The following is a 23,345-nucleotide window of genomic DNA, read 5'->3' on the forward strand; positions in this document are numbered from 1 at the left end:
GCCCGTACACGCCAAAAATGGCCGGGCGGGGAAAGTTCGCCCGCTCGTCGGCCGGATGTCGCTCCCACGGCGCGGCGCGCCGTGGGAGCGGCCGGGTCAGCCCTTCAGCGCCTTGTCGACCGCGGCGTTGAACTGCTCGGGGGTCTGCGGGGCGTTGTCACTGCCCTCGGCGGTGACCTTCTTGCCGTCCATCACCAGCGACGGGGTGCCCTCGACGCCGTCCTTGTTGTCGTCGAAGACCTTCGACATCTCCAGCGCCCACTTGTCGTAGGTGCCGTTCTCCACGTCCTTCTTGAAGGCGCTGTTGCCCTTCAGCTCCGGCACCTGGTTGGCGATCTCGATCAGCTTGCCGTCCTTGGCGAACTCGTCCTTCGACTCCTCCGGGTGGTTCTCCGCCGAGAAGAGCGCCGACTTGTACGCCATGAACGCCTCGTCGCTGACGTTCAGCGCCGCGCCCAGCGCGCTCAGCGCGTTCTTGGAGCCCTCGCCGCCGAGACCCCGGTCGAGGAAGGAGGCCCCGACGAACTGGAGCTTGTACTTGCCGTCCTTGAGGTCCTGGTCGATCGTCTCGCCGACGTTCTGCTCGAAGGAGGCGCAGACCGGGCAGCGCGGGTCCTCGTAGATCTTCAGCGTCTTGGCGGCGTCGTCCTTGCCGATGACGACGGTGGTGCCCTGGGCGCCCGAGGTGTTGGCCGGCTTGACCAGCTTCTGGTCGGCCGCCTTCTCCCAGTAGCCCGGCTCGTTCGCCTTGACCACGGCGAAGCCGACGCCGCCGGCTATCGCCAGGACACCGACGACCGAACCGGCGACGATCAGCTGCCGCCGCGCCTTGTCCTTCTTCGCCTGCTTCTCGCGCTCGATCCGCAGCCGCTCGCGCGCCGCGCTCTTCGCCGCCTGGCTGTTCCGCTTGCTCATGTGGGTGTGCTCTCCGTGTGGGACGTGGCTTGGGGTGACCGGATGATGACCGGAAAGAGCCCCGCCGCGCCATGGGCCCGAGGGCCCCGCGTCAGGCGGGGAGGAGCCCGGCGGGCGGGCCCCGGCGGCCCACGGAGTGCGCGATCAGCAGCGCCGGGCGCCCGGCCGGGGCCGCCTCCGGGCGCGGCCGGGCGGTACGCGGTGCGTGCGGTGCCGGGACCCTGGCCACGGCCAGCGCCAGCGGGCGGAACGCCTGCCCGGCGGCGGCCCGCAGCAGCTGGGCGAGAGCCCGCTCGCCGTACCGCAGCCAGGCGGCGGCCAGCAGGCCCACGCCCACGTGGGCGCCGAGCAGGAGCCAGGCCAGCTCGGGCCTGGGGTGCGCCGTGAACGCCGCGGGGGACTCGGCGGGGGCTCCCAGCAGCCTGGCCAGGGGGGCGCCGAGGGCGCCGCCGCCGCAGAGCAGGTCCACGCCCACCGTGCGCAGGGGGCCCGCGACCGGGCCGCCCGTCGCGCCGTAGCAGACATGCTGGCCCGCCGTGAAGACCGTGTCCGCCGCCAGCTCCAGCGGGACCAGCAGGGCCGCGATACGGCCGAAGCCGCGTTCGCGGGCCGCGAGGGACCAGGCCAGGGCGAAGACGGTGGCGCCCACCAGGGCCACCGTGGGGAGGGGGAGCGGGGCTCCCGAGAGGAGGACGTGGGAGGTGGTGGACAGGGTGACCGCGAGCACGGTGAACAGCGCCGCGCGCAGGGCGCGGGGCGCTGTTTCGGCTATCGGGGTGTCCACCAGGGGGTGTTCCGTTTCGCGAGGCGATGCGCGCCGGGGCGCGCGGGTCTCCAGGGGCTGCGCCAGGGCGCACGTGTCACCAGCCCATTGTGCCTTCGAGTCTGCCACGGGCGCCGGTAAGGGGCGCCTAAAGCGCCCCTCGCCCCTGACTCTGCCCTCGCCCCGGCTGGGCTCCCTGGGCCGCCTGCCGTCCTGCCCGTGCCGGTCACCGATGGCCTCAATCGCCGGCCGGGCTGTCTTTCTGGGGCTGGGCTCCGCCCCGACCTGTCTCGCCTCCACCCTGCGGGTCACCGATTGGCCTCAATCGCCGGCCGGGCTGTGGGGTTCGCGGTTCGTTCGCCGGTTGGGTCGGGCGGGGCCGGGTCGGGGTACCTCCTCACAAACTGCAGGGTGCGGGGTCAGTCGCTTCAAGGCGGCCGTGTGTGCAGTTTGCTGCGGGGGCATGCTCCAATTGACCCCGCACCCTGCAGTTTGTGAGGAGGCGCCCCGGCGCGGCCCCGCCCCACCCCCGCACCGGAGGAACCGCGAACCCCTACAGCCCGGCCGGCGTTTGAGGCCATCTTTGACCGGCACGGCCACGGCCGGCAGGTTGGGGGGAGCCCAGCCGAAAACCAGCCGGGCCGGCGTTTGAGGCCGTCGGTGACCCGCAGGGGCACGGGGCGGGAGGCCGGGGCGGAGCCCAGCCCACCGCATCCCAGCCCGGCCGGCGTTTGAGGCCGTCTTTGACCGGTGCGGGCGGGACGGAGCCGGGCACAGACGAAAGCCCGGCCGGCGTTTGAGGCCCGCCCGGAGGCGTGTGCGGGCCGGGCGCGTGAGGGAGGGGCCCCGGTGGCGGCGGGCGCCGCGGGGTGTCGGCGGGGGGACGTAGACTCCGGAGCCGAAACCCCGACCATGCCGACGCCCCGGAGGCCACGTGTCTGCCACGTCCAAGCCGCCCTTCACGCACCTGCACGTCCACACGCAGTACTCCCTGCTGGACGGTGCCGCGCGGCTCAAGGACATGTTCGACGCGTGCAACGAGATGGGCATGACCCACATCGCCATGTCGGACCACGGCAACCTCCACGGCGCGTACGACTTCTTCCACAGCGCCGAGAAGGCGGGGGTCACGCCGATCATCGGCATCGAGGCGTACGTGGCCCCGGAGTCGCGGCGGACCAAGCGGAAGATCCAGTGGGGCCAGCCGCACCAGAAGCGCGACGACGTCTCGGGCTCCGGCGGTTACACCCACAAGACGATCTGGGCGGCCAACTCCACCGGCCTGCACAACCTCTTCCGGCTCTCCTCCGACGCGTACTCCGAGGGCTGGCTCCAGAAGTGGCCCCGGATGGACAAGGAGTCGATCTCGCAGTGGTCGGAGGGGCTGATCGCCTCCACCGGCTGCCCCTCCGGCGAGGTGCAGACCCGGCTGCGGCTGGGCCAGGAGGAGGAGGCGCTGCGGGCCGCCGCCGAGTACCAGGAGATCTTCGGCAAGGACCGGTACTTCCTGGAGCTGATGGACCACGGCATCGAGATCGAGCGCCGGGTCCGCCAGGGCCTGCTGGACATCGGCAAGAAGCTCGGCATCCCCCCGCTGGTCACCAACGACTCGCACTACACCTACTCCCACGAGTCGGTCGCCCACGACGCCCTGCTCTGCATCCAGACCGGCAAGAACCTCTCCGACCCGGACCGCTTCCGCTTCGACGGCACGGGCTACTACCTGAAGTCGACGGAGGAGATGTACGCCATCGACTCCTCCGACGCCTGGCAGGAGGGGTGCCGCAACACGCTGCTGGTCGCCGAGCAGATCGACACCACCGGCATGTTCGAGAAGCGCGACCTGATGCCGAAGTTCGACATCCCGGACGGCTTCACCGAGGTGACCTGGTTCCAGGAGGAGGTCCGCCGCGGCATGGCGCGCCGCTTCCCGGCCGGCGTCCCCGAGGACCGCCAGCGGCAGGCCGAGTACGAGATGGACGTCATCATCCAGATGGGGTTCCCGGGGTACTTCCTCGTCGTCGCCGACTTCATCATGTGGGCGAAGAACAACGGCATCGCGGTCGGCCCCGGCCGAGGCTCCGCGGCCGGTTCGATCGTCGCGTACGCCATGGGCATCACCGACCTCGACCCGATCGAGCACGGTCTGATCTTCGAGCGCTTCCTCAACCCGGAGCGCGTCTCCATGCCCGACGTCGACATCGACTTCGACGAGCGCAGGCGCGTCGAGGTGATCCGGTACGTCACGGAGAAGTACGGCGCCGACAAGGTCGCCATGATCGGCACCTACGGCAAGATCAAGGCGAAGAACGCCATCAAGGACTCGGCCCGCGTCCTCGGGTACCCGTACGCGATGGGCGACCGGCTCACCAAGGCGATGCCCGCCGACGTCCTCGGCAAGGGCATCGACCTCGACGGCATCACCAACCCGAAGCACCCGCGCTACAGCGAGGCGGGCGAGATCCGGGGGATGTACGAGAACGAGCCGGACGTGAAGAAGGTCATCGACACCGCCAAGGGCGTCGAGGGCCTGGTCCGGCAGATGGGTGTGCACGCGGCCGGCGTGATCATGTCCAGCGAGCCGATCGTCGACCACGCCCCGCTGTGGACCCGGCACACCGACGGCGTCACCATCACGCAGTGGGACTACCCGCAGTGCGAGTCGCTCGGCCTGCTGAAGATGGACTTCCTCGGCCTGCGCAACCTCACCATCATGGACGACGCGCGGAAGATGGTGGAGGCCAACAAGGGCATCGACCTCGACCTGCTCGCCCTGCCGCTGGACGACCCGAAGACCTTCGAACTTCTCTGCCGCGGTGACACCCTGGGCGTCTTCCAGTTCGACGGCGGACCCATGCGGTCCCTGCTGCGGCTGATGAAGCCCGACAACTTCGAGGACATTTCCGCCGTCTCGGCCCTGTACCGGCCGGGCCCGATGGGCATGAACTCGCACACCAACTACGCCCTGCGCAAGAACGGCCAGCAGGAGATCACCCCGATCCACCCGGAGCTGGAGGAGCCCCTCAAGGAGATCCTCGGCCTCACCTACGGCCTCATCGTGTACCAGGAGCAGGTGCAGAAGGCCGCGCAGATCATCGCCGGCTACTCGCTCGGCGAGGCCGACATCCTGCGCCGCGTGATGGGCAAGAAGAAGCCCGAGGAGCTGGCGAAGAACTTCGTCCTCTTCCAGGAGGGCGCGAAGAAGAAGGGCTTCTCCGACGAGGCGATCCAGGCGCTCTGGGACGTCCTGGTGCCCTTCGCCGGCTACGCCTTCAACAAGGCGCACTCCTCCGCGTACGGCCTGGTCACCTACTGGACCGCGTACCTCAAGGCCAACTACCCGGCCGAGTACATGGCGGCGCTGCTCACCTCGGTCAAGGACGACAAGGACAAGTCGGCCGTCTACCTGAACGAGTGCCGGCGCATGAAGATCAAGGTGCTGCCGCCGGACGTCAACGAGTCGGTGCACAACTTCGCCGCCCAGAGCGACGACGTGATCCTCTTCGGCCTCGAAGCGGTCCGCAACGTCGGCACCAACGTGGTCGAGTCGATCATCCGCGCCCGCAAGGCGAAGGGGAAGTTCTCCTCCTTCCCCGACTACCTCGACAAGATCGAGGCGCAGGCGTGCAACAAGCGGACCACCGAGTCGCTGATCAAGGCCGGGGCCTTCGACGCGCTCGGCCACACCCGCAAGGGGCTCACCGCGCACTACGAGCCCATGATCGACAATGTGGTGGCGGTCAAGCGCAAGGAGGCCGAGGGGCAGTTCGACCTCTTCGGCGGCATGGGCGACGACAACGCCGACGAGCCGGGCTTCGGACTCGACATCGAGTTCACCGACGAGGAGTGGGACAAGACCTACCTCCTCGCCCAGGAGCGCGAGATGCTCGGCCTCTACGTCTCCGACCACCCGCTCTTCGGGCTGGAGCACGTCCTCTCCGACAAGGCCGACGCCGGGATCGGGCAGCTCACCGGCGGTGACTTCGGGGACGGCGCGGTCGTCACGGTCGGCGGCATCATCTCCGGTCTCCAGCGCAAGATGACCAAGCAGGGCAACGCCTGGGCCATCGCCACCGTCGAGGACCTCGCCGGTTCCATCGAGTGCATGTTCTTCCCCGCCACCTACCAGCTGGTCTCCACGCAACTCGTCGAGGACGCCGTCGTCTTCGTCAAGGGGCGCCTGGACAAGCGGGAGGACATCCCGCGGCTGGTCGCGATGGAGCTGCAGGTCCCCGACCTCTCCAACGCGGGCACCAACGCCCCGGTGATCATCACCATCCCGGCGGTCAAGGTGACCCCGCCGATGGTCAGCCGCCTCGGCGAGGTGCTCGACTCCCATCGCGGCAACTCCGAGGTGCGGATCAAGCTCCAGGGCCCCCGCAAGACCACGGTGCTCCGGCTCGACCGCCACCGGGTCCAGCCCGACCCCTCGCTCTTCGGCGACCTGAAGGTGCTGCTCGGCGCCTCCTGCCTGGCGGGCTGAGGCCGGCCGGTTCCTACGACGAAGGGGCGCACCCGCGGTGGCGGGTGCGCCCCTTCGTGTCACCTCGGCCGCCGGGGCCGTGGCCTCCGGATCAGTTGTGGCCGAACTTGCGCTGATGCTTGCGGGCGACGTCGGCGGGGTTGCCCTGCGCCGAGGACTGGATCGAGGAGATCGCCTCGGTCGACTTCTCCTTCGTCTGCTGCGACGCGGTCTCCGCCGCCTTACTGCCGCTCTGCTTGCGGTTCTTGTTCTTGGCCATGGAAATCTGCCTCCCGAAAAGGTGTGGGTCCGGGGCCGACTCCAGATTCACACGGCCGGACACTCCGCGCATGTCGGGCAATTACCGTCCGTAAGGGGGTATGTGGTACGTCCCTGGTCCGATACGCCACGCCGAAGATCGAGTTCGGGCCGTTAACGCCCACCGGGTCGGGCAGACTCGAAGGAAACCCGGCACCGGGCCCCCGCCCGACCCGGGACCGAGGGAATAGAGGTGGTACGCGTGGACCGCTGCGTCGTCCTGGTGGACGCCGGATACTTGCTGGGCGCCGCCGCGAGCCTGCTCGCCGGAGACCCCTCCCGCTCCCGTATCTCCGTCGACCACGCCACCCTCGTCCGGCAGCTGCGCGAACGCGCCGAGGCCGAGACCGCCCAGCCCCTGCTGCGCATCTACTGGTTCGACGGCGCCCCCGACCGCGTCCCCCAGCCCGAGCACCGCCGGCTGCGCGTCATGCCCCGGGTCACCGTCCGCCTCGGCGCCCTGACCCGCAGCGACGGGCGGTGGGCGCAGAAGGGCGTCGACGCCGCGATGCACGCCGAACTCACCGAACTGGCCCGCAACAAGGCCTGCTCCGACATCGTCCTGGTCACCGGCGACGGCGACCTGCTGCCCGGCATGACCGCCGCCAAGGAGCACGGCGTCGCCGTCCACCTCTGGGCCGTGCAGGCGGCAGGCGGCGACTACAACCAGTCCGAGGACCTCGTCGCCGAGGCCGACGAGCGGCGCCTGCTCGACCGGGCCTGGATCACCCGCGCCATCCGCGCCCGCGACACCGCCGGCCCCTGCGCCCCGCAGTCCGCGCCGGGCCCCGAGATCGCCGCCATCCTCTCCGCGCCGCTGCCCGACACCGCCGCCCGGCCCGCCCGCGACCCCGAGCCGGAGCACACCCCGGCCCCCGCCGAGACCAACGGCACCGGAGCGGGCGCCGCCCGCGCCGTCCCCACCCCCAAGGACCTGGCCGCCCTGCGCGCCGCCGACCGGCCCGCCCCCGTCAAGGAGCAGCCCGCCACCGCCACCCTGCGCTGGTCCTCCGACAAGGGCCTCGTCGAACGCCAGGGCCCCGCCGACTCGCCCGACGACGCCGCGCTGCCCACCCTCGCCCAGCTCACCACGGCCGAACAGCGGTGGGCCGACCGCGAGGAGGACATCACCACGGTCGGCGGTGACCCCTTCGAGGTCGGCCAGGTCTTCGCCCGCCGCTGGCTCTCCCGCCTCGGCGACCGCACCCTGCTGCCGCGCCTCGCCGCGCTCTACCCGCGCATCCCGCACCGCATCGACGGCGAGCTGCTGCGCTACGCCGCCCGGTTCGGCCTCCTCGCCCACAAGGACGACCAGATCGACGAACACGACCGGTACGCGATCCGGGCCGGGTTCTGGCGCGAGATCGACCTGCCCGCCACCGGCCAGCCCACCGCCGGGCAGCCCCTCCAGCCCGCCCGCCCGCTGACCTGACGCCGGCGCCACGCCGCCCGGGGCCCCGGACCCGGGCACAAAGCAGGCAACGCGACCCCGTAGGCTCGTCCCTCGTGAGCATGGACCGCACGGACCCCGCACCCGCCCCCGAGGGGGAAGCCGTCTGCGTCGTGCGTGACCTCGTGAAGACGTACCCGGCGACCCGGGGCAGACGCGGCGCCCCCGCGGTCCCCGAGGTTTGCGCCACCGACCACATCGACCTCGATGTGCGCGGCGGGGAGATCTTCGGTCTGCTCGGGCCGAACGGGGCCGGCAAGTCCACCCTCGTCCGGCAGCTCACCGGGCTGATGCGGCCCGACTCCGGCAGCGTCCGCCTCCTCGGCCACGACGTGGTCCGCCACCCCGAGCGCGCCGCCCGCCTCCTCGCCTACCTCGGCCAGGAGTCCACCGCGCTGGACGAGCTGACCGTCTCCCTCGCCGCCGAGACCACCGCCCGGCTGCGCGGCCTCGACGCCCCGGCCGCCCGCGCCCAGCGCGACGCCGTCCTCGACGAACTCGGCCTCGGCCCGCTCGCCTCCCGGCCGCTGAAGAAGCTCTCCGGCGGACAGCGCCGGCTCGCCTGCTTCGCCACCGCCCTGGTCGGCCGCCGGCCCCTGCTGGTCCTGGACGAGCCCACCACCGGCATGGACCCCGTCGCCCGCCGCGCCGTCTGGGCCGCCGTCGACCGGCGCCGGGCCGAGGAGGGCACCACGGTGCTGCTCGTCACCCACAACGTCATCGAGGCCGAGACCGTCCTCGACCGGGTCGCCGTCCTCGAACAGGGGCGCGTCATCGCCTGCGACACTCCCTCCGGGCTCAAGGCGCACGTCGCCCACGAGGTCCGGCTCGACCTGCTCTGGCGCGAGCGGCCGCCGCTCGACGTGCCCGAGGTCGCCGCCCTGCGGGACTCCGCCGCCGAGTCCGGGCGCCGCTGGGTGCTGCGGCTCGCCCCCGACGAGGCGCGCGCCGCGGTCGCCGCGGTCACCGGCGGCTCGGCCTTCGCGGCCCTGGACGACTTCACCCTGGCCACGCCGAGCCTCGAAGACGTCTACCTGGCACTCGGCGGCAGCGGAACGGGACTGGTGAAGACATGACAGGCGGCCCCGCGACCCCCACGACCGACCGCCGGGCCCCCGCGCCCGGCCGCGCCGCCCACGGAACGGGACCCGGCATGAGCACCACCGCCCGCACGGCCGCCCCCCGCGCCGTCGCCGCCCCCGCCGCCCTCGCCCCCCGGGCCAGGCTGCTGCCCGCCCTCGCCGCCGTCTACCGGGCCCAGCTCTCCCGGGCCCGGGTCGCCCGCATCCCGCTGCTCTTCGTCGCGACCTTCCAGTCGGTCGGCATCATGATCCTCATGCGCGGCGTGGTCGACGGCGGCACCGAGGCCCACGCGGTCGTCGCCGGCTCCAGCGTCCTGGTCGTCGCCTTCGTCGCCCTCAACCTCCTCGCCCAGTACTTCGGGCAGCTGCGCGCGGGCGGCGGCCTCGACCACTACGCGACGCTGCCCGTGCCGCCCGCCGCCGTCGTCCTGGGAGCCGCCGGGGCGTACGCCTCCTTCACCGTCCCCGGGACCCTGGTCACCGCGCTGGTCGGCTGCGTCCTCTTCCAGCTGCCGCTGGCCCAGCTCTGGGTGCTGATCGCGGTCATCCCGCTGGCGGGCGCCGCCCTCTCCGGCCTCGGCGCCGCCCTCGGCCTGCTCGCGCCCCGCCCGGAACTGGCCACCCTCCTCGGCCAGCTCGGCATGTCCGCCGCGCTCCTGCTCGGCGTGCTGCCGCCGGAGCGGCTGCCCGCCCTGCTGGTCCTCGCCCGCGACCTGCTGCCCTCCACCTACGGCGTGGAAGCCTTCGCCCGGACCTTCGCGCCGCACCCCGACTGGGCGGCGGTCCTCGTCGACCTCGGGGTCTGCGCGGGCGTCGGCGTGGTCTCGCTGACCCTCGCCACCTGGGCGTACCGCCGGGCCGCCGTCCGCTGACCGTACGTCGGACCACGATCGGCCCTCCCGGCCCGCGCGCCCGGGCCCGGGCCTGGCACGATGTCCGGGTGACCGCACCGCTGAACCCGCCCCCGCCGCCGCACGGACGCCCCGGGTACGACCCGTGGCAACTGCCCGAGGGGGCGCACCCGGACCACCCTCGCGGTACGGAGCGGGACGAGCCGCTCGGCCGGGAGATCCGGCGGGCCGCGCTGACCGGCCTCGCCGTGGTCGTCCTGGGGCTGCTGCTCGGCTTCCTCTGGTCCCGGCTGGCCCCGCACGTCCCGCTGGTCTCCGACGGTGAGGCCGTCTACCTCAAGGACACCGAGGGCGAGCAGGCCATCGGCGCCGACGGCACCTTCGCCCTCCTCGCCCTGGGCTTCGGCGTGGTCACCGGCCTCGCCGCCTTCCTGGTCCACCGCGCCGGCGGCATCGCCATGGTCTGCGGCCTCGCCCTCGGCTCGCTGGGCGGCGCCGCCGTCGCCTGGCAGCTCGGCATGGCCCTCGGCCCCAGCGGCGACGTGGTGGGCCACGCCCGCACCGCCGGCCAGGGTGTCACCTTCGACGCCCCCCTGGAACTGGGCGCCCTCGGTGTGCTGGTCGCCTGGCCCATCGCCGCCCTCCTGGTCCACCTGGGACTGACGGCGCTCTTCGGGCCCCGGGAGGAGCCGCGGGCGCACCACTGGCAGACGTACGAGGGCTGAGCGCCGGTCCCGTGGCGGCGTGAGGCCCCCGGGCCCTCAGCGGGCGATCGGTGCCGTGACGGCGCCGGTCAGCTCGGCCAGTACCGCCGGGGCCAGCTCCACCTCCAGGCCACGCCGGCCCGCCGAGACGCAGATCGTCGCGTGGCCGGTGGCCGAGGCGTCCAGGACGGTCGGCAGGGCCTTGCGCTGGCCCAGCGGGGAGATGCCGCCGCGGACGTACCCCGTGGTGCGCTCGGCGGCGGCCGGGTCGGCCATGGCGGCCTTCTTGCCGCCGGCGGCGGTGGCCAGGGCCTTGAGGTCGAGGCTGCCGGAGACGGGGACCACGGCGACGGTGAGCCGGCCGTCGACCTCGGCGACCAGGGTCTTGAAGACGCGGTCGGGGGAGACGCCCATGGCCTCGGCGGCCTCCTCGCCGTACGAGGGGTGCGCGGGGTCGTGCTCGTAGGCGTGGGTGGTGAAGGCGGCGCCGGCGGCGGTCAGGGCCACGGTCGCGGGCGTGCCGCCGGACTGCTTCTTCTGCTTCTTGGCCATGGGTGCCTGCTTCGGGCGGTCAGTTGAGGCTGGTGGGCGTGCGGGTCAGCTCGGCGGCGGGGAGCGACGGCAGGTGCCGGATGACCGCCGTCTCACGCCGCAGCAGCGCCAGTTCGTCCCGGAGCCGGGAGGCCGTGTCGGGGGCCTGGAGCAGGCGCTGCCGGGTGGGTACGTCCAGGACGGTGGCGGCGGCGACCAGGTAGGAGACGACGGAGGGCTCGTCGGGCAGGTCGGCGTTGGAGGTCAGGGTCAGCTCACGGGCCCCGGCCAGACGCTTCTGGTACGAGCGGAAGGCGCGCAGGACCCCCTCGGCGAGCGCGCCAGCCTCGTCGCCCGGGTCCTCGGGCAACTCCTCCGCCTCGGCGGTCAGGTACGGCCCCGAGGTGTCGATGGAGTGGAGGCGGACCCGGGTGGTGCCGGTGGCCAGGACCTCGTAGCCGCCGTCCTCGCGTTCGCGGATGGTGGCGGCGTCGGCGACGCAGCCGACGGCGTGCAGGGAGCGGGCCGGGTCGTCCCCGAAGCCCGTCATGGGCCCGGCCTCCGGGCGCCCGGCGTCGTCGGGCATCCCCGGTTCACTGGGCGCCACCTCGTGGCCGTCGCGGATGGCGACGACGACGAACTGGCAGGGCTCGTCGGACTCGGGATCCTCCGGGAGGGAGTCCAGGAGGTCGCGCATCATGGCGCGGTAACGCGCCTCGAAGACATTGAGCGGCAGCACGAGCCCCGGGAAGAGGACCGTGTTCAACGGGAAGAGCGGCAGCCGGACGGTGGTCACGACCGGCAAGCCTAATGGTCTCCGGCCTTCTCGCGCCGCCGCGTCCCCCGCAGGGGCAGGCTCGCGGCCACTTCGATACGCACGCCGTCGCGCGCCTGGAGGAACTGGCCGAGCGGATCGTCGCTGATCCGGTCCCACGGGAAGGAGGTGGCGCGGGTGCCGATGAGCCGGGCCTGCTCCAGTGCGTCCGCCCACCGTTCGAGCCGGATCAGCACGTAGAAGAGGACGTTGCGGACCTCGGCGGGCCACGGGTCGCCCGCCGGGTACTCGGCGGAGAGGGCGATGGCGGTGTCGGCGGCCGCGTCCAGCCGCTCGCGCAGAACGGGGCCGCCCCGCCCGGGCGCGTCGGGGCCCCGGTGCAGCGCCCCGAAGGCGGCCCGCACCGGCAGGCCGCGGACCAGGGAGCCGGGCAGCGCGTCCTCGGCGGCGCGCTCGGCGAAGGCGAAGGACTCGCGGTGCGAGCCGAACCAGGCGGCCGACAGGTACTGGAGGGCGGCCACGTGGCAGCCGTAGTGGTACGAGGAGCGGCGCACCGCCTGCTCCCAGCGTGCCTCGAACTCGGTGTGCGGGGCGCCGGTGCCCCGGGCGTGGTCGAGCGCGATCCGCCAGGGCACCGGGTCGGCGGGCTCGGCGCGGGCGGCGGCCGCGATGAGCGGGGTGACGTCGTGGAGGAGTTCGGCCCGGGCCGGTGACTCCCAGCCGCGCCGGACGGCGAGTTCGGCGCGGATCAGTGCCACGTCGGGGTCGTGCGGCGCCGCGTAGCTCCAGGCGTCGAACCACTCCGGCCGGTTGCGGGCGAAGGCGGCGAGCCGCTGGACCTGCCGGTCGCGGGTCTCCCAGGCGGCCGCCTCGCGGCTGGCGGCGAGCACCTCGGCGGCCGGGCGGTGGTCGCCGAGCCCCGCCGCCGCCAGGGCCGGGGCCAACCGGTCGTCGGGCAGGTCGAGGTAGACCTCCTCGTCGGGAGGCAGCCCGGTGGCGAGGCGGGTCGTGTGGGTCACCATCCGGGCCGTCCGGATCAGGGCTTGCAGCAAGGCCATCGTGCCGACCATTGAAAACCGCAGGTCGGGCCGGGGCCAGAGAGACCGGGTGACGCTTTCGTATCGGTCAAAGGGTTGCCTGGAGAAAGGTCAAGAGAAGGTAAAGAAGGGGGGTGTGGGGCGAGTTGAGGCACCCCGGGGGCGTGCGTACGCCCCGGGCGCCCCCGGCGTCAGCCGCGGCGCAGCAGCCGCGTCGCCCCCGCCGCCACCGTCGTGGCGAGAATCCAGCCGAGCAGGATCAGCAGGGCGGTCACCCACTGCCACCCGCCGTCCAGGTGCCAGTAGCCGGTCTGGCCCAGATCGATGACGGGCAGCAGCAGGTCGAGGGTGAAGAGCGAGGAGCTCCACGGCGGATGCTCGTCGTCCTTGATCGGCGCCGGGTCGATCTGGGCGAAGAGCAGGGCGCTGACCGCCCAGAGCACCGCCATCCACAGCGCCGCCCGCCCCGGCCGGTAGCCGTACGCCACCGTCCAGTCCTGGAGGTACCCCCAGACCGTCCCGGCGAGGCCGAGGGTCTCGCGGCGGCGGCGCTGCTTGGCGAGGAGCACCTCGCGGGCGTCCGCGTCCTCCCCGCCGGCCCGCAGCACGGCGGCCAGCAGCTCGTACGGCTCCGGGTTGTACTCGGGGGTGGCCGCCTCCACCCAGGTCAGCCGCTCGGCGAGGGTGAAGCGGCCGCGCGGGACCAGGTTGTCGTAGGTGAAGCCGCCCATCGCCAGGCCGCCGGGCCCCGGCCAGCTCGGCGTCTGGTCCATCAGGTTGCCGACCTTGGCGCCGGACAGCACCACCCGGCCCTGCGCCGGGCGTTCGCACAGGAACCGCAGCTCCGGCGTCTGCACCCGGCGCAGCGACAGCTCCTGGTACTCCTCCATCACGAACCGGGCCTGGTCCAGGTCGACCGCGTCGCCGACCCGGCCGTCGTCGAGGCGCACGCCGCCCCGGCACTCGAAGCGCTGCACGCGGGTGCCGCGCGCCGGGGTGGTGCCGCTGGTCAGCGCCGGGTTCCCGACGCCCGCCGGGGTCAGGTAGAGGGTGCGGCCCACGGTGAGCTGCGGGGCGTTGAGCGCGCGGCGGCCGTACGGGTTGGCCAGGCGGCTGCCGCGCAGGCTCAGCGAGACCCCGATCTGCGCGCCGCGCAGGCTCACCTCGCCGTGCGCCTCCATCATCTCCGCCTGGAAGTCCTGGCCCACCGAGAGGCCGTCGCCCAGCAGCGAGGTGCCCCGCCGGTCCCGGTGCACCACCGCCTGGTTCAGCAGCAGGTCGGTGCCGATCTGGGCGTCGGTCAGCCGCACCCCGCGGTGCACCCGGCAGCGGGGCAGGTGCAGATCGCCCTCGGTGGAGACCCGGGCCGCCTCCAGGCGCGGCAACGAGCAGTCGACCAGCCGCAGCGTGGTGAACCGCGCCTCGGGCAGCAGCACCTCCTTCTCGAACCGGCAGCCGATCAGCTCCACGTACGGCTCGACGGTGCCGCCCGCCAGGTCCAGCACGTCGGTGATCTGCACCCCGGCCAGCTTCAGCGAGGAGACCCGGCCGGGCAGCGGGTCGGGGCCGTGCAGCAGGAGCAGGCTGACGACGCGTGCCCGGACGCTGCGCTCCTCGCCCCACGGCAGCCCGCCGTGCGGATCGTCCAGCGCGGCCTCACCAGCCCGCAGGTCGTAGGTGCTGCCGTTGCGGAACGCCTGCCACATGCCGTATTCGGTGGCCGTCAGGCCCTCCGGCGGCTCACCGCCCTGTTCGGTGGACACGCCCCTGCCTCCCCGTGCTGTGCCGCGGACTCCTCGACGGGTGGGCCCGCCCCGAGCGCGGCGCCGACGGGGACGGGGCCCGTGTGCCCACCGGGGCGGGCTCCCACCCCGGTGATGCCCGCTGAGTGACGAATTGAACGCTCATCGTCACGGAATGTGTCCGCCGGTCGTATCAGACGGTGATACGGGGCGCCGGTGACACCGGGCGGTCTGAGAGAATTGCCGTGTGATCTCTCGAATCGACCTGCGCGGCGAGGCCCTCCCCGAGGGCCCCGCCCTGCGCGCTCTGCTGCCCCGTGCCGACTTCGACGTGACGGCCGCCCTGGAGAAGGTGCGGCCGATCTGCGAGGACGTGCACCATCGCGGCGACGCGGCGCTGATCGAGTACGCCCGGCGGTTCGACCAGGTCACCCTGGAGCAGGTCCGGGTCCCCGCCGAAGCCCTCACCGAGGCGCTCGCCGGGCTCACCGACGAGGTCCGCGCCGCGCTCGAGGAGTCCATCCGCCGCGCCCGCACCGTCCACCGCGCCCAGCGCCGCACCCCGCACACCACCCAGGTCGTCCCCGGCGGCACCGTCACCGAGAAGTGGGTCCCCGTCGACCGCGTCGGGCTCTACGCCCCCGGCGGCCGCTCGGTCTACCCCTCCTCCGTGATCATGAACGCGGTCCCGGCGCAGGAGGCCGGCGTCCCCTCCATCGCACTCGCCTCGCCGCCGCAGGTCGAGTTCGGCGGCCTGCCGCACCCGACGATCCTCGCCGCCTGCGCCCTCCTCGGCATCGACGAGGTCTACGCCGTGGGCGGCGCCACCGCCGTCGCGATGTTCGCGTACGGCACCGAGTCCTGCCCGCCGGCGCGCATGGTCACCGGCCCCGGCAACATCTGGGTGGCCGCCGCCAAGCGCTACTTCACCGGGCTCATCGGCATCGACACCGAGGCCGGGCCCACCGAGATCGCCGTCCTCGCCGACGACACCGCCGACCCGGTGCACGTTGCCGCCGACCTGATCAGCCAGGCCGAGCACGACCCGCTGGCCGCCGCCGTCCTGGTCACCGACTCCGACGCCCTCGCGGACGCCGTCGAGAAGGAACTGGCGGTCCAGGTCCCCGCCACCCGGCACGTCGAGGACCGCATCGCGCCCGCCCTCGCCGGACGCCAGTCCGCCCTGGTCCTCGTCGCGGACCTGGAGGACGGCCTCAAGGTCGTCGACGCCTACGGGGCCGAGCACCTGGAGATCCAGACCGCCGACGCCACCGCCGTCGCCGACCGGGTCCGCAACGCCGGCGCGGTCTTCGTCGGCCCGTGGGCCCCGGTCTCCCTCGGCGACTACTGCGCCGGCTCCAACCACGTGCTGCCCACCGGCGGCTGCGCCTGCCACTCCTCGGGCCTGTCCGTGCAGTCCTTCCTGCGCGGCATCCACATCGTGGACTACAGCCGCGACGCCCTCGCCGACGTCGCCCACCACGTCGTCACCCTCGCCGAGGCCGAGGACCTGCCCGCGCACGGCGCGGCGGTGAAGGCCCGGTTCGACTGGAAGGTCCCCCAGCAGTGAGCACCGCCCTGACCCTGGACCAGCTCCCCGTCCGCGAGGAGCTGCGCGGCAAGTCCCCGTACGGCGCCCCCCAGCTCGACGTGCCGGTCCGGCTCAACACCAACGAGAACCCCTACCCGCTGCCCGAGCCGCTGGTGGCGCGGATCGCCGAGCGGGTCGCCGAGGCCGCACGCGACCTCAACCGCTACCCGGACCGCGACGCCGTCGAGCTCCGCACCGAGCTGGCCCGCTACCTGACCCGCACCGGTGGCCACCCCGTCGCCTTCGAGCAGGTCTGGGCCGCCAACGGCTCCAACGAGGTGCTCCAGCAGCTCCTCCAGGCGTTCGGCGGCCCCGGCCGCACCGCCCTGGGCTTCGAGCCCTCGTACTCGATGCACAGCCTGATCGCGCGGGGGACCAACACCGGCTGGATCTCCGGGCCCCGTCGCGAGGACTTCACCATCGACGTCGTGGCGGCGCGGGAGGCTGTCGCCGAGCACCGGCCGGACGTGGTCTTCATCACCTCGCCCAACAACCCGACCGGCACCGCCGTCGACCGCGAGACGGTCCTCGCCCTCCACGACGCCGCCCAGGCCGTCAAGCCGACGATGGTCGTGGTGGACGAGGCGTACGTCGAGTTCAGCCACGGCGCCTCGCTGCTGCCGCTGCTGGAGGGCCGCCCCCACCTGGTGGTCTCCCGCACCATGTCGAAGGCGTTCGGCGCCGCGGGCCTCCGCCTGGGCTACCTCGCCGCCGACCCGGCCGTGGTCGACGCCCTCCAGCTGGTCCGCCTGCCGTACCACCTCTCCGCCGTCAACCAGGCCACCGCGCTCGCCGCCCTGGAGCACACCGACACGCTGCTCGGCTACGTCGACCGCCTCAAGGCTGAACGTGACCGCGTGGTCCAGGAGTTGCGCGCACTCGGCCTGGACGTCACCGACTCCGACGCCAACTTCGTCCAGTTCGGCCGCTTCGACGGCCCCGGCGGCCAGCACGCCGTCTGGCAGCGCCTCCTCGACCACGGAGTCCTGGTCCGCGACAACGGCGTCCCGGGCCGGCTGCGCGTCAGCACCGGAACCCCCGAAGAGAACACCGCTTTCCTCGAAGCGGTACGCGAGGTGGTCGGGTCGAGCCCCGACAAGCCTCGCGGTCTGAGCCAAAGGGGCGCGTCGGTGTCGAGAGACCCGTCGCGCGCAGGCCGCGAAGCGGTCGAGCACGTCGGGTCTCTCGACACCGACCCAGAGCGCCCCGGCGGCGAAGACCGCCCAGACAACAAGGAGCAGAAGGTATGAGCCGCGTCGGGCGCGTCGAGCGCACCACCAAGGAGACCTCGGTCCTGGTCGAGATCGACCTCGACGGCACCGGGCAGGTAGATGTCGCCACCGGCGTCGGCTTCTACGACCACATGCTCGACCAGCTCGGCCGCCACGGCCTCTTCGACCTGCGGGTCAAGACCGACGGCGACCTGCACATCGACACCCACCACACCATCGAGGACACCGCGCTGGCCCTCGGCGCCGCCTTCAAGCAGGCCCTCGGTGACAAGGTCGGCATCTACCGCTTCGGCAACTGCACGGTGCCGCTGGACGAGTCCCTCGCCCAGGTCACCGTCGACCTCTCCGGCCGCCCGTACCTCGTGCACACCGAGCCCGAGAACATCGCGCCGATGATCGGCTCCTACGACACCACGATGACCCGGCACATCCTGGAGTCCTTCGTCGCCCAGGCGCAGATCGCCCTGCACGTACACGTCCCGTACGGCCGCAACGCCCACCACATCGTGGAGTGCCAGTTCAAGGCGCTGGCCCGCGCCCTGCGGTACGCCAGCGAGCGCGACCCCCGCGCGGCCGGAATCCTCCCCTCCACGAAGGGTGCCCTCTAACCGTGAACGGTGTCTCCACCGCGCTGATCGTGCTCGGCCTGTTCTTCCTCGGCGGCGTCTACTCCTTCTACAAGCAGAAGCTGCCCACCGGCATCCTCGTGGTGCTGGGGATCGGCGCCGCCATGTCCCTCACGGCGGGCGTGCTCCGCCTGGACGTCTGGGGGTGACGTCATGACCACCAAGAACGTCGTCGTCCTCGACTACGGCTTCGGCAACGTCCGCTCCGCCGAGCGGGCGCTCGCCCGGACCGGCGCCGAGGTCGAGATCACCCGCGACTACGACCGCGCCATGAACGCCGACGGCCTGCTGGTCCCCGGCGTCGGCGCCTTCGCCTCCTGCATGGCCGGGCTCAAGGAGGCCCGCGGCGACTGGATCATCGGCCGCCGGCTCTCCGGCGGCCGCCCCGTCATGGGCATCTGCGTCGGCATGCAGGTCCTCTTCGAGCGCGGCATCGAGCACGGGGTCGAGACCGAGGGCCTGGACCAGTGGCCCGGCACGGTCGGGCCGCTGCAGGCCGAGGTCGTCCCCCACATGGGGTGGAACACCGTGCAGGCGTCCGCAGGTTCGCGCCTCTTCCAGGGCGTCGACCCCGAGGAGCGCTTCTACTTCGTCCACTCCTACGCGGTCCACGACTGGACGCTGGAGGTCACCAACCCGGCGATCCGCGCCCCGCACGTCAGCTGGTCCACCTACGGCGAGCCGTTCGTGGCCGCCGTGGAGAACGGCGCCCTGTGGGCCACCCAGTTCCACCCCGAGAAGTCCGGCGACGCCGGAGCCCAGCTCCTCACCAACTGGATCGAGACCCTCTGATCATGGCCAAGCAGCTCGAACTCCTCCCCGCCGTCGACGTCCGCGACGGCCAGGCCGTCCGCCTGGTCCACGGCGAGTCCGGTACGGAGACCTCCTACGGCTCGCCCCTGGAGGCCGCCCTCGCCTGGCAGCGCTCCGGCGCCGAGTGGCTGCACCTCGTCGACCTCGACGCCGCCTTCGGCACCGGCGACAACCGGCGGCTCATTGCCGAGGTCACCGACGCCATGGACATCAAGGTGGAACTCTCCGGCGGCATCCGCGACGACGACACCCTCGCCGCCGCCCTCGCCACCGGCTGCACCCGCGTCAACCTCGGCACCGCCGCCCTGGAGACCCCCGAGTGGGTTGCCAAGATCATCGCCGAGTACGGCGACCGCATCGCCGTCGGCCTCGACGTACGCGGCACCACCCTGCGCGGCCGCGGCTGGACCCGTGACGGCGGCGACCTCTACGAGACCCTGGCCCGCCTCGACTCCGAGGGCTGCGCCCGGTACGTCGTCACCGACATCGCCAAGGACGGCACCCTCCAGGGCCCCAACCTGGAGCTGCTGAAGAACGTCTGCGCCGCCACCGACCGGCCCGTCGTCGCCTCCGGCGGCGTCTCCTCCCTGGACGACCTGCGCGCGCTCGCCTCCCTGGTGGACGAGGGCGTCGAGGGCGCCATCGTCGGCAAGGCCCTCTACGCCAAGGCGTTCACCCTGGAAGAGGCCCTGCAGGCCGTGGCATGACCGAGGCGGAAGGCGGCCCGGAGGGAGGGATCTGCCGGATCTTCTCCGGACCGCCTTCCGCACCCGCATGTACCTCTCGCACGCCCTCGGCGCCGAAGCCGTCGGGCGTGCCCACCACGAACTGTTCGACGCGGTGCGACCCGCCGCGTCCATGATCATCGTCTCCGGCTTCCTCGACCCCCGGCTGGTCGTCGGGGTCGAGGCCGAGGCGTACCGAGGAGCTGCCCGATGACCCTCGCGGTCCGAGTCATCCCCTGCCTGGACGTGGACAGCGGCCGCGTCGTCAAGGGCGTCAACTTCCAGAACCTGCGCGACGCGGGCGACCCCGTCGAGATGGCCAAGGTCTACGACGCCGAGGGCGCCGACGAGCTGACCTTCCTCGACATCACCGCCTCCTCCGGCAACCGGGAGACCACCTACGACGTGGTCCGCCGCACCGCCGAGCAGGTCTTCATCCCGCTCACCGTCGGCGGCGGCGTCCGCACCGCCGAGGACGTCGACAAGCTGCTGCGCGCCGGGGCCGACAAGGTGGGCGTCAACACCGCCGCCATCGCCCGTCCCGAGCTGATCCGCGAGATCGCCGAGCGGTTCGGCCGCCAGGTCCTCGTCCTCTCCGTCGACGCCCGCCGGGCCGAGGGCGGCGGCTTCGAGGTCACCACGCACGGCGGCCGCCGCGGCACCGGCATCGACGCCGTCGAGTGGGCCCACCGGGCCGCCGAACTCGGCGCCGGCGAGATCCTGCTCAACTCCATGGACGCCGACGGCACCAAGGACGGCTACGACCTGGAGATGATCACCGAGGTCCGCCGCCACGTCTCCGTCCCCGTCATCGCCTCCGGCGGCGCCGGCCGCGTCACCGACTTCGCCCCCGCCGTCGAGGCCGGCGCCGACGCGGTCCTCGCCGCCTCGGTCTTCCACTTCGGCGACCTGCGCATCGGCGACGTCAAGACCGCCCTGAAGGACGCGGGCCGCCCGGTGCGCTGAGCACGCCCCTCCCCGGGTCCCTTCCACGACCGCCCGTGCGGCCAGGAGATCCCGGGGGCGGACCTTGGGCCGCCCACCCACCTCGGGCCGCGGCCGGACCGACCCGGCCCGCCACCGTCGAAGGACGGGCCGGGGCCCGGTTCAGGAGGCGCCGTGGGCCTTCGCCACCGAGGTCACCAGCGCGGTCAGCGCCGGTACCGGGGTGCCCGAGCGGTCGGCCTGGCGGAGCAGGGCGCGGCCGATGGCCTCGATCTCCACCGGGCGGCCGGCGGCGGCGTCCCGCTGCATGGAGGAGCGCATCCCCTCCGGGGCGTTGTCGAACCGGTCCAGCAGCGCGGACGCCTGCGCCGGTACGCCGACGGTGGCCGCCAGGAGCTCCAACTCGTCCAGCACGGAGGTGAGTTCCTCGCGGTGCTCACTGCGTACGGTGCCGACCGGGGCGGCGTGCCGGGTGGTCAGCAGGGCGAACGGGGCGAGGAAGGTGAGCTTGTCCCAGAGCAGGGCCGTCTCGTCCTCGCGGACCAGGCCGCCCATGCCGGCGTCCTCCAGGAGCGCGCCGAGCGCGGCCACCCGGGCGGCCGGGGCGGCGGCACTCGCCAGCTCGATCCGGCAGAACGGCGTGGTGTGCTCGATGACGCCGGGCGCGGTCCGCGTCGACTCCGCCCAGATCACGGCGGGGACGACCTGCCCGGCCGGGTAGGTCTCCCGCAACAGGGCGACGTGCTCGAAGCCGTTGAGCAGCGGCAGGACCAGGCCGGAGCCGAGGGCCGCGGCCGGAACCCGCTGGAGCGCCTCGGCGAGGCCCGTCTCCTTGGTGGCGACCACGCACAGGTCGACCGGCTCGGTCAGCTCCGTGACCGCCTCGACGGGCAGGGTGCCGTCCCCGAACTGGCCGCTGCGCAGGGTCAGCCCCCGCTCGTCCAGCGTCCGGGCGGTCTGCTCGCCCGCCACCACGATCACCCGGTGTCCCCGGCGGGCCAGCAGCGAGGCCACCAGGCCGCCGATGCCGCCGGGGCCGAGGACCGCCACGGTCCACGGTGCGGGGTTCTGTTCCGTCGTCGCTCGTGTGTTCATGGGAGCAGGGTGCCAGAGGCCCCGCCCGCGCCCCCAGCGCGTCTCAGAAGCCGAGCTCCCTGGTGGCCCGGGCCTTGGCGACGGCGTCCTCCTCGCCGTCCAGCGCCACCTCGGCGTGCGCCTGGCGGCCCATCGCGAAGAGGGTCAGCTCGCCCGGCTCCCCGGTGACCGTGACCACCGGCGTCCCCCGGTGCGCCACCGCCGTCCGCCCGTCGGGGCGGCGCAGCACCAGCCCCACCGGCGCCTTGCGGCCCAGCCCCCGGGCCATCTTCTCCAGCCGGGACCAGAGCACGTCGGAGAAGACCGGGTCCAGCTCGCGGCCGGTCCACTCCGGCTGGGCCCGGCGGACGTCCTCGGCGTGCACGTAGAACTCGACCGTGTTGGCCGCCTCGTCGATCTGCTTGAGACCGAAGGGCGAGAAGCGCGGCGGGCCGGTACGGATGAGCTGGACCAGCTCGTCGTACGGCTTGGCGGTGAACTCGGCCTGCACCCGCTCCAGGCGGCCCGCCAGCGGCTTGACGAGCATGCCGCCCGCCGCGTCGGGGCGGCGCTCGCGGAGCACCACGTGGGCGGCGAGGTCCCTGGTCCGCCACCCTTCGCAGAGCGTCGGGGCGTCCGGGCCCGCGGACTCCAACAGATCGGCCAGGAGCAGGCGTTCACGCTTCGCATGAGTCGACATGGGCCAAGCCTACGGCGGCCCCCACCGCCTGGCCACGGCAGCCGCGCCCGCTCACCCTCACGGGCCCGGCACAATGGAGGCCATGAGCAGCAGCACGCCCGGCCCCTCGGCCGGACTCGACCCGGCCGTCGCGGCCCGCCTCAAGCGCACCGCCGACGGCCTGGTCCCCGCCATCGCCCAGCAGTACGACACCGGGGAGGTGCTGATGATGGGGTGGATGGACGACGAGGCCCTGCACCGCACCCTCACCACCGGCCGCTGCACCTACTGGTCCCGCAGCCGGGGCGAGTACTGGGTCAAGGGCGACACCTCGGGCCACGTCCAGCACGTCCGGTCCGTGGCCCTGGACTGCGACGGCGACACCCTGCTGGTCAAGGTCGACCAGGTCGGCGCGGCCTGCCACACCGGGGCCCGGACCTGCTTCGACGAGGACGTGCTGCTCCCCGCGTCCTAACGGGAGGTGTAGCGCAGGGTGATCGTCTCGCCGTCGCGGAAGACGATGCCGTCCGCGTCGCCCGCCCACGGCCGCCCGTCGACCCAGGCCAGCGGCGCCCCGAACCGGGTGTCCTCGCGGGGTGTGCCCCACTCGGTGAGGAGCTGGCCGAGGGTGAAGTCGCGCCACTCGGCCGACTCCACGTGGATGGTGCCGGTCTCGTCGTGGGTGTGCAGCGGGCTGTAGCGCGGGGCGGGGCCCGAGCGGTCGATGCCGATGTCGGCGGGGACCGTCACCTGCTCGCCGTCGGCGAACACCTCCAGCGTGGTGTGGATGTGCATGGCCAGCTGCTCGGTGTCGAGCATCGTCAGGCCGGCCTTCTCCACCTGGGCCGCCGTGTTCTTCGCCGCCGGCCACTCCACCCCGCCCGCCACGGCGGCGGCGGGCCCCGCGGCCAGCAGCAGCGCCAGCGAGGCCGCGCAGAGCGTACGGCGCACCAGCGGCAGCGCGCGGCGGGCGCCGACGGCGGGGGCGGAGGGAGCGGAGAGGGAGGCGGGGGAGTGCTGATCAGTCATG

The 23,345-nt window shown here is 73.2% G+C and carries 23 protein-coding genes and 1 pseudogene; 14 read left to right on the plus strand and 10 right to left on the minus strand.

Going from position 1 to position 23,345, the window contains the following annotated elements:
• Positions 1–96: 96 nt before the first annotated feature.
• Both IF45_RS0126035 and IF45_RS0126040 read right to left on the minus strand, forming a co-directional pair.
• Positions 97–915, minus strand: coding sequence for a thioredoxin domain-containing protein (locus IF45_RS0126035; protein ID WP_003947563.1), 819 nt, complete (start codon positions 913–915; stop codon positions 97–99).
• 91 nt (positions 916–1,006) lie between these two features.
• Positions 1,007–1,699, minus strand: coding sequence for a hypothetical protein (locus IF45_RS0126040; RefSeq protein WP_030309876.1), 693 nt, complete (start codon positions 1,697–1,699; stop codon positions 1,007–1,009).
• Positions 1,700–2,612: 913 nt separating this feature from the next.
• On the opposite strand from IF45_RS0126040, the gene dnaE reads away from it, so the two are divergent.
• Positions 2,613–6,161 (plus strand): DNA polymerase III subunit alpha, encoded by a 3,549-nt coding sequence (gene dnaE / locus IF45_RS0126045; RefSeq protein WP_003947561.1) that lies wholly within the window; start codon positions 2,613–2,615, stop codon positions 6,159–6,161.
• Positions 6,162–6,252: 91 nt separating this feature from the next.
• On the opposite strand, the gene IF45_RS33470 is transcribed toward dnaE, so the two are convergent.
• Positions 6,253–6,420, minus strand: coding sequence for a hypothetical protein (locus IF45_RS33470; protein WP_008414088.1), 168 nt, complete (start codon positions 6,418–6,420; stop codon positions 6,253–6,255).
• A 240-nt stretch (positions 6,421–6,660) separates the two neighbouring features.
• Here IF45_RS33470 and IF45_RS0126055 point away from each other — a divergent pair, with 240 nt between their 5' ends.
• The 4 genes from IF45_RS0126055 to IF45_RS0126070 all read left to right on the plus strand — a co-directional run bounded on the left by IF45_RS0126055 (position 6,661) and on the right by IF45_RS0126070 (position 10,566).
• Positions 6,661–7,890, plus strand: a complete 1,230-nt coding sequence (locus tag IF45_RS0126055) for an NYN domain-containing protein (protein ID WP_030309878.1) — start codon at positions 6,661–6,663, stop codon at positions 7,888–7,890.
• An 80-nt stretch (positions 7,891–7,970) separates the two neighbouring features.
• On the plus strand, positions 7,971–8,984 hold the full coding sequence (locus IF45_RS0126060; RefSeq protein ID WP_030309879.1) for an ABC transporter ATP-binding protein: 1,014 nt from the start codon (positions 7,971–7,973) through the stop codon (positions 8,982–8,984).
• 77 nt (positions 8,985–9,061) lie between these two features.
• Entirely contained in the window at positions 9,062–9,862 is an 801-nt protein-coding gene (locus IF45_RS0126065; RefSeq protein WP_018470586.1) for an ABC transporter permease, read from the plus strand.
• Between the two features lie 68 nt (positions 9,863–9,930).
• Entirely contained in the window at positions 9,931–10,566 is a 636-nt protein-coding gene (locus IF45_RS0126070) for a hypothetical protein (RefSeq protein ID WP_030309880.1), read from the plus strand.
• Positions 10,567–10,602: 36 nt separating this feature from the next.
• On the opposite strand, the gene ybaK is transcribed toward IF45_RS0126070, so the two are convergent.
• The 4 genes from ybaK to IF45_RS0126090 all read right to left on the minus strand — a co-directional run bounded on the left by ybaK (position 10,603) and on the right by IF45_RS0126090 (position 14,651).
• On the minus strand, positions 10,603–11,097 hold the full coding sequence (ybaK, locus tag IF45_RS0126075; RefSeq protein ID WP_003947555.1) for a Cys-tRNA(Pro) deacylase: 495 nt from the start codon (positions 11,095–11,097) through the stop codon (positions 10,603–10,605).
• A 19-nt stretch (positions 11,098–11,116) separates the two neighbouring features.
• Positions 11,117–11,872, minus strand: a complete 756-nt coding sequence (locus IF45_RS0126080) for an LON peptidase substrate-binding domain-containing protein (RefSeq protein WP_003947554.1) — start codon at positions 11,870–11,872, stop codon at positions 11,117–11,119.
• Between the two features lie 11 nt (positions 11,873–11,883).
• Complete coding sequence (locus IF45_RS0126085) at positions 11,884–12,921, minus strand: hypothetical protein (RefSeq protein ID WP_008414079.1); 1,038 nt, start codon at positions 12,919–12,921, stop codon at positions 11,884–11,886.
• Positions 12,922–13,079: 158 nt separating this feature from the next.
• On the minus strand, positions 13,080–14,651 hold the full coding sequence (locus IF45_RS0126090) for a hypothetical protein (RefSeq protein ID WP_030309881.1): 1,572 nt from the start codon (positions 14,649–14,651) through the stop codon (positions 13,080–13,082).
• Between the two features lie 226 nt (positions 14,652–14,877).
• On the opposite strand from IF45_RS0126090, the gene hisD reads away from it, so the two are divergent.
• The 8 genes and pseudogenes from hisD (at position 14,878) to hisF (ending at position 20,583) form a co-directional block, all read left to right on the plus strand.
• Complete coding sequence (gene hisD, locus IF45_RS0126095) at positions 14,878–16,200, plus strand: histidinol dehydrogenase (RefSeq protein WP_030309882.1); 1,323 nt, start codon at positions 14,878–14,880, stop codon at positions 16,198–16,200.
• Complete coding sequence (locus IF45_RS0126100) at positions 16,197–17,471, plus strand: histidinol-phosphate transaminase (protein ID WP_030309883.1); 1,275 nt, start codon at positions 16,197–16,199, stop codon at positions 17,469–17,471. The genes hisD and IF45_RS0126100 overlap by 4 nt, the downstream gene beginning before the upstream one ends.
• Complete coding sequence (hisB, locus tag IF45_RS0126105) at positions 17,468–18,061, plus strand: imidazoleglycerol-phosphate dehydratase HisB (RefSeq protein WP_003947550.1); 594 nt, start codon at positions 17,468–17,470, stop codon at positions 18,059–18,061. The genes IF45_RS0126100 and hisB overlap by 4 nt, the downstream gene beginning before the upstream one ends.
• A gap of 2 nt (positions 18,062–18,063) precedes the next feature.
• Complete coding sequence (locus IF45_RS33475) at positions 18,064–18,228, plus strand: CG2302 family histidine operon protein (protein ID WP_008414072.1); 165 nt, start codon at positions 18,064–18,066, stop codon at positions 18,226–18,228.
• Between the two features lie 4 nt (positions 18,229–18,232).
• The gene (gene hisH / locus IF45_RS0126115; protein WP_030309885.1) at positions 18,233–18,871 is read left to right on the plus strand and encodes an imidazole glycerol phosphate synthase subunit HisH; all 639 of its coding nucleotides are present in this window, start codon (positions 18,233–18,235) and stop codon (positions 18,869–18,871) included.
• A 2-nt stretch (positions 18,872–18,873) separates the two neighbouring features.
• Positions 18,874–19,599: a bifunctional 1-(5-phosphoribosyl)-5-((5-phosphoribosylamino)methylideneamino)imidazole-4-carboxamide isomerase/phosphoribosylanthranilate isomerase PriA gene (priA, locus tag IF45_RS0126120; RefSeq protein ID WP_003947547.1), complete on the plus strand. Its 726-nt coding sequence runs from the start codon at positions 18,874–18,876 to the stop codon at positions 19,597–19,599.
• 58 nt (positions 19,600–19,657) lie between these two features.
• Positions 19,658–19,831, plus strand: a pseudogene (locus IF45_RS0126125) (RidA family protein); the annotation flags it as partial.
• Positions 19,828–20,583: an imidazole glycerol phosphate synthase subunit HisF gene (gene hisF, locus IF45_RS0126130; protein ID WP_008414066.1), complete on the plus strand. Its 756-nt coding sequence runs from the start codon at positions 19,828–19,830 to the stop codon at positions 20,581–20,583. The pseudogene IF45_RS0126125 and the gene hisF, both read left to right, overlap by 4 nt.
• Before the next feature lie 141 nt (positions 20,584–20,724).
• Here the strand turns inward: hisF and IF45_RS0126135 are convergent, their stop codons facing one another.
• Together IF45_RS0126135 and IF45_RS0126140 are read right to left on the minus strand one after the other, a co-directional pair.
• Positions 20,725–21,657 (minus strand): ketopantoate reductase family protein, encoded by a 933-nt coding sequence (locus tag IF45_RS0126135; protein ID WP_044474522.1) that lies wholly within the window; start codon positions 21,655–21,657, stop codon positions 20,725–20,727.
• Between the two features lie 43 nt (positions 21,658–21,700).
• Positions 21,701–22,336 carry a TIGR03085 family metal-binding protein gene (locus tag IF45_RS0126140; protein WP_003947543.1) on the minus strand — a complete coding sequence of 212 codons (636 nt, stop codon included), beginning with the start codon at positions 22,334–22,336 and terminating at the stop codon, positions 21,701–21,703.
• Between the two features lie 82 nt (positions 22,337–22,418).
• On the opposite strand from IF45_RS0126140, the gene hisI reads away from it, so the two are divergent.
• A complete protein-coding gene (gene hisI / locus IF45_RS0126145) occupies positions 22,419–22,790 on the plus strand; it encodes a phosphoribosyl-AMP cyclohydrolase (RefSeq protein ID WP_008408746.1) in 372 nt (123 codons plus the stop codon).
• On the opposite strand, the gene IF45_RS0126150 is transcribed toward hisI, so the two are convergent.
• Entirely contained in the window at positions 22,787–23,344 is a 558-nt protein-coding gene (locus tag IF45_RS0126150; protein WP_030309890.1) for a hypothetical protein, read from the minus strand. The two genes, hisI and IF45_RS0126150, sit on opposite strands and share 4 nt — an antisense overlap.
• Position 23,345: the final 1 nt, after the last annotated feature.

The sequence above is a fragment of the Streptomyces albidoflavus genome (assembly GCF_000719955.1).
Classification (GTDB): Bacteria; Actinomycetota; Actinomycetes; order Streptomycetales; family Streptomycetaceae; genus Streptomyces; species Streptomyces albidoflavus.

Bases quoted from the DNA above. Each gene is read 5' to 3' on its own strand.
- hisH (WP_030309885.1), top strand. From the start codon at position 18,233: ATGACCACCAAGAACGTCGTCGTCCTCGACTACGGCTTCGGCAACGTC.
- IF45_RS0126060 (WP_030309879.1), top strand. From the start codon at position 7,971: ATGGACCGCACGGACCCCGCACCCGCCCCCGAGGGGGAAGCCGTCTGC.
- IF45_RS0126085 (WP_008414079.1), bottom strand. From the start codon at position 12,921: ATGGTCGGCACGATGGCCTTGCTGCAAGCCCTGATCCGGACGGCCCGG.
- hisF (WP_008414066.1), top strand. From the start codon at position 19,828: ATGACCCTCGCGGTCCGAGTCATCCCCTGCCTGGACGTGGACAGCGGC.
- IF45_RS0126035 (WP_003947563.1), bottom strand. From the start codon at position 915: ATGAGCAAGCGGAACAGCCAGGCGGCGAAGAGCGCGGCGCGCGAGCGG.
- hisB (WP_003947550.1), top strand. From the start codon at position 17,468: ATGAGCCGCGTCGGGCGCGTCGAGCGCACCACCAAGGAGACCTCGGTC.
- IF45_RS33470 (WP_008414088.1), bottom strand. From the start codon at position 6,420: ATGGCCAAGAACAAGAACCGCAAGCAGAGCGGCAGTAAGGCGGCGGAG.
- IF45_RS0126140 (WP_003947543.1), bottom strand. From the start codon at position 22,336: ATGTCGACTCATGCGAAGCGTGAACGCCTGCTCCTGGCCGATCTGTTG.
- IF45_RS0126150 (WP_030309890.1), bottom strand. From the start codon at position 23,344: ATGACTGATCAGCACTCCCCCGCCTCCCTCTCCGCTCCCTCCGCCCCC.
- hisI (WP_008408746.1), top strand. From the start codon at position 22,419: ATGAGCAGCAGCACGCCCGGCCCCTCGGCCGGACTCGACCCGGCCGTC.
- ybaK (WP_003947555.1), bottom strand. From the start codon at position 11,097: ATGGCCAAGAAGCAGAAGAAGCAGTCCGGCGGCACGCCCGCGACCGTG.
- priA (WP_003947547.1), top strand. From the start codon at position 18,874: ATGGCCAAGCAGCTCGAACTCCTCCCCGCCGTCGACGTCCGCGACGGC.
- IF45_RS0126065 (WP_018470586.1), top strand. From the start codon at position 9,062: ATGAGCACCACCGCCCGCACGGCCGCCCCCCGCGCCGTCGCCGCCCCC.
- IF45_RS0126135 (WP_044474522.1), bottom strand. From the start codon at position 21,657: ATGAACACACGAGCGACGACGGAACAGAACCCCGCACCGTGGACCGTG.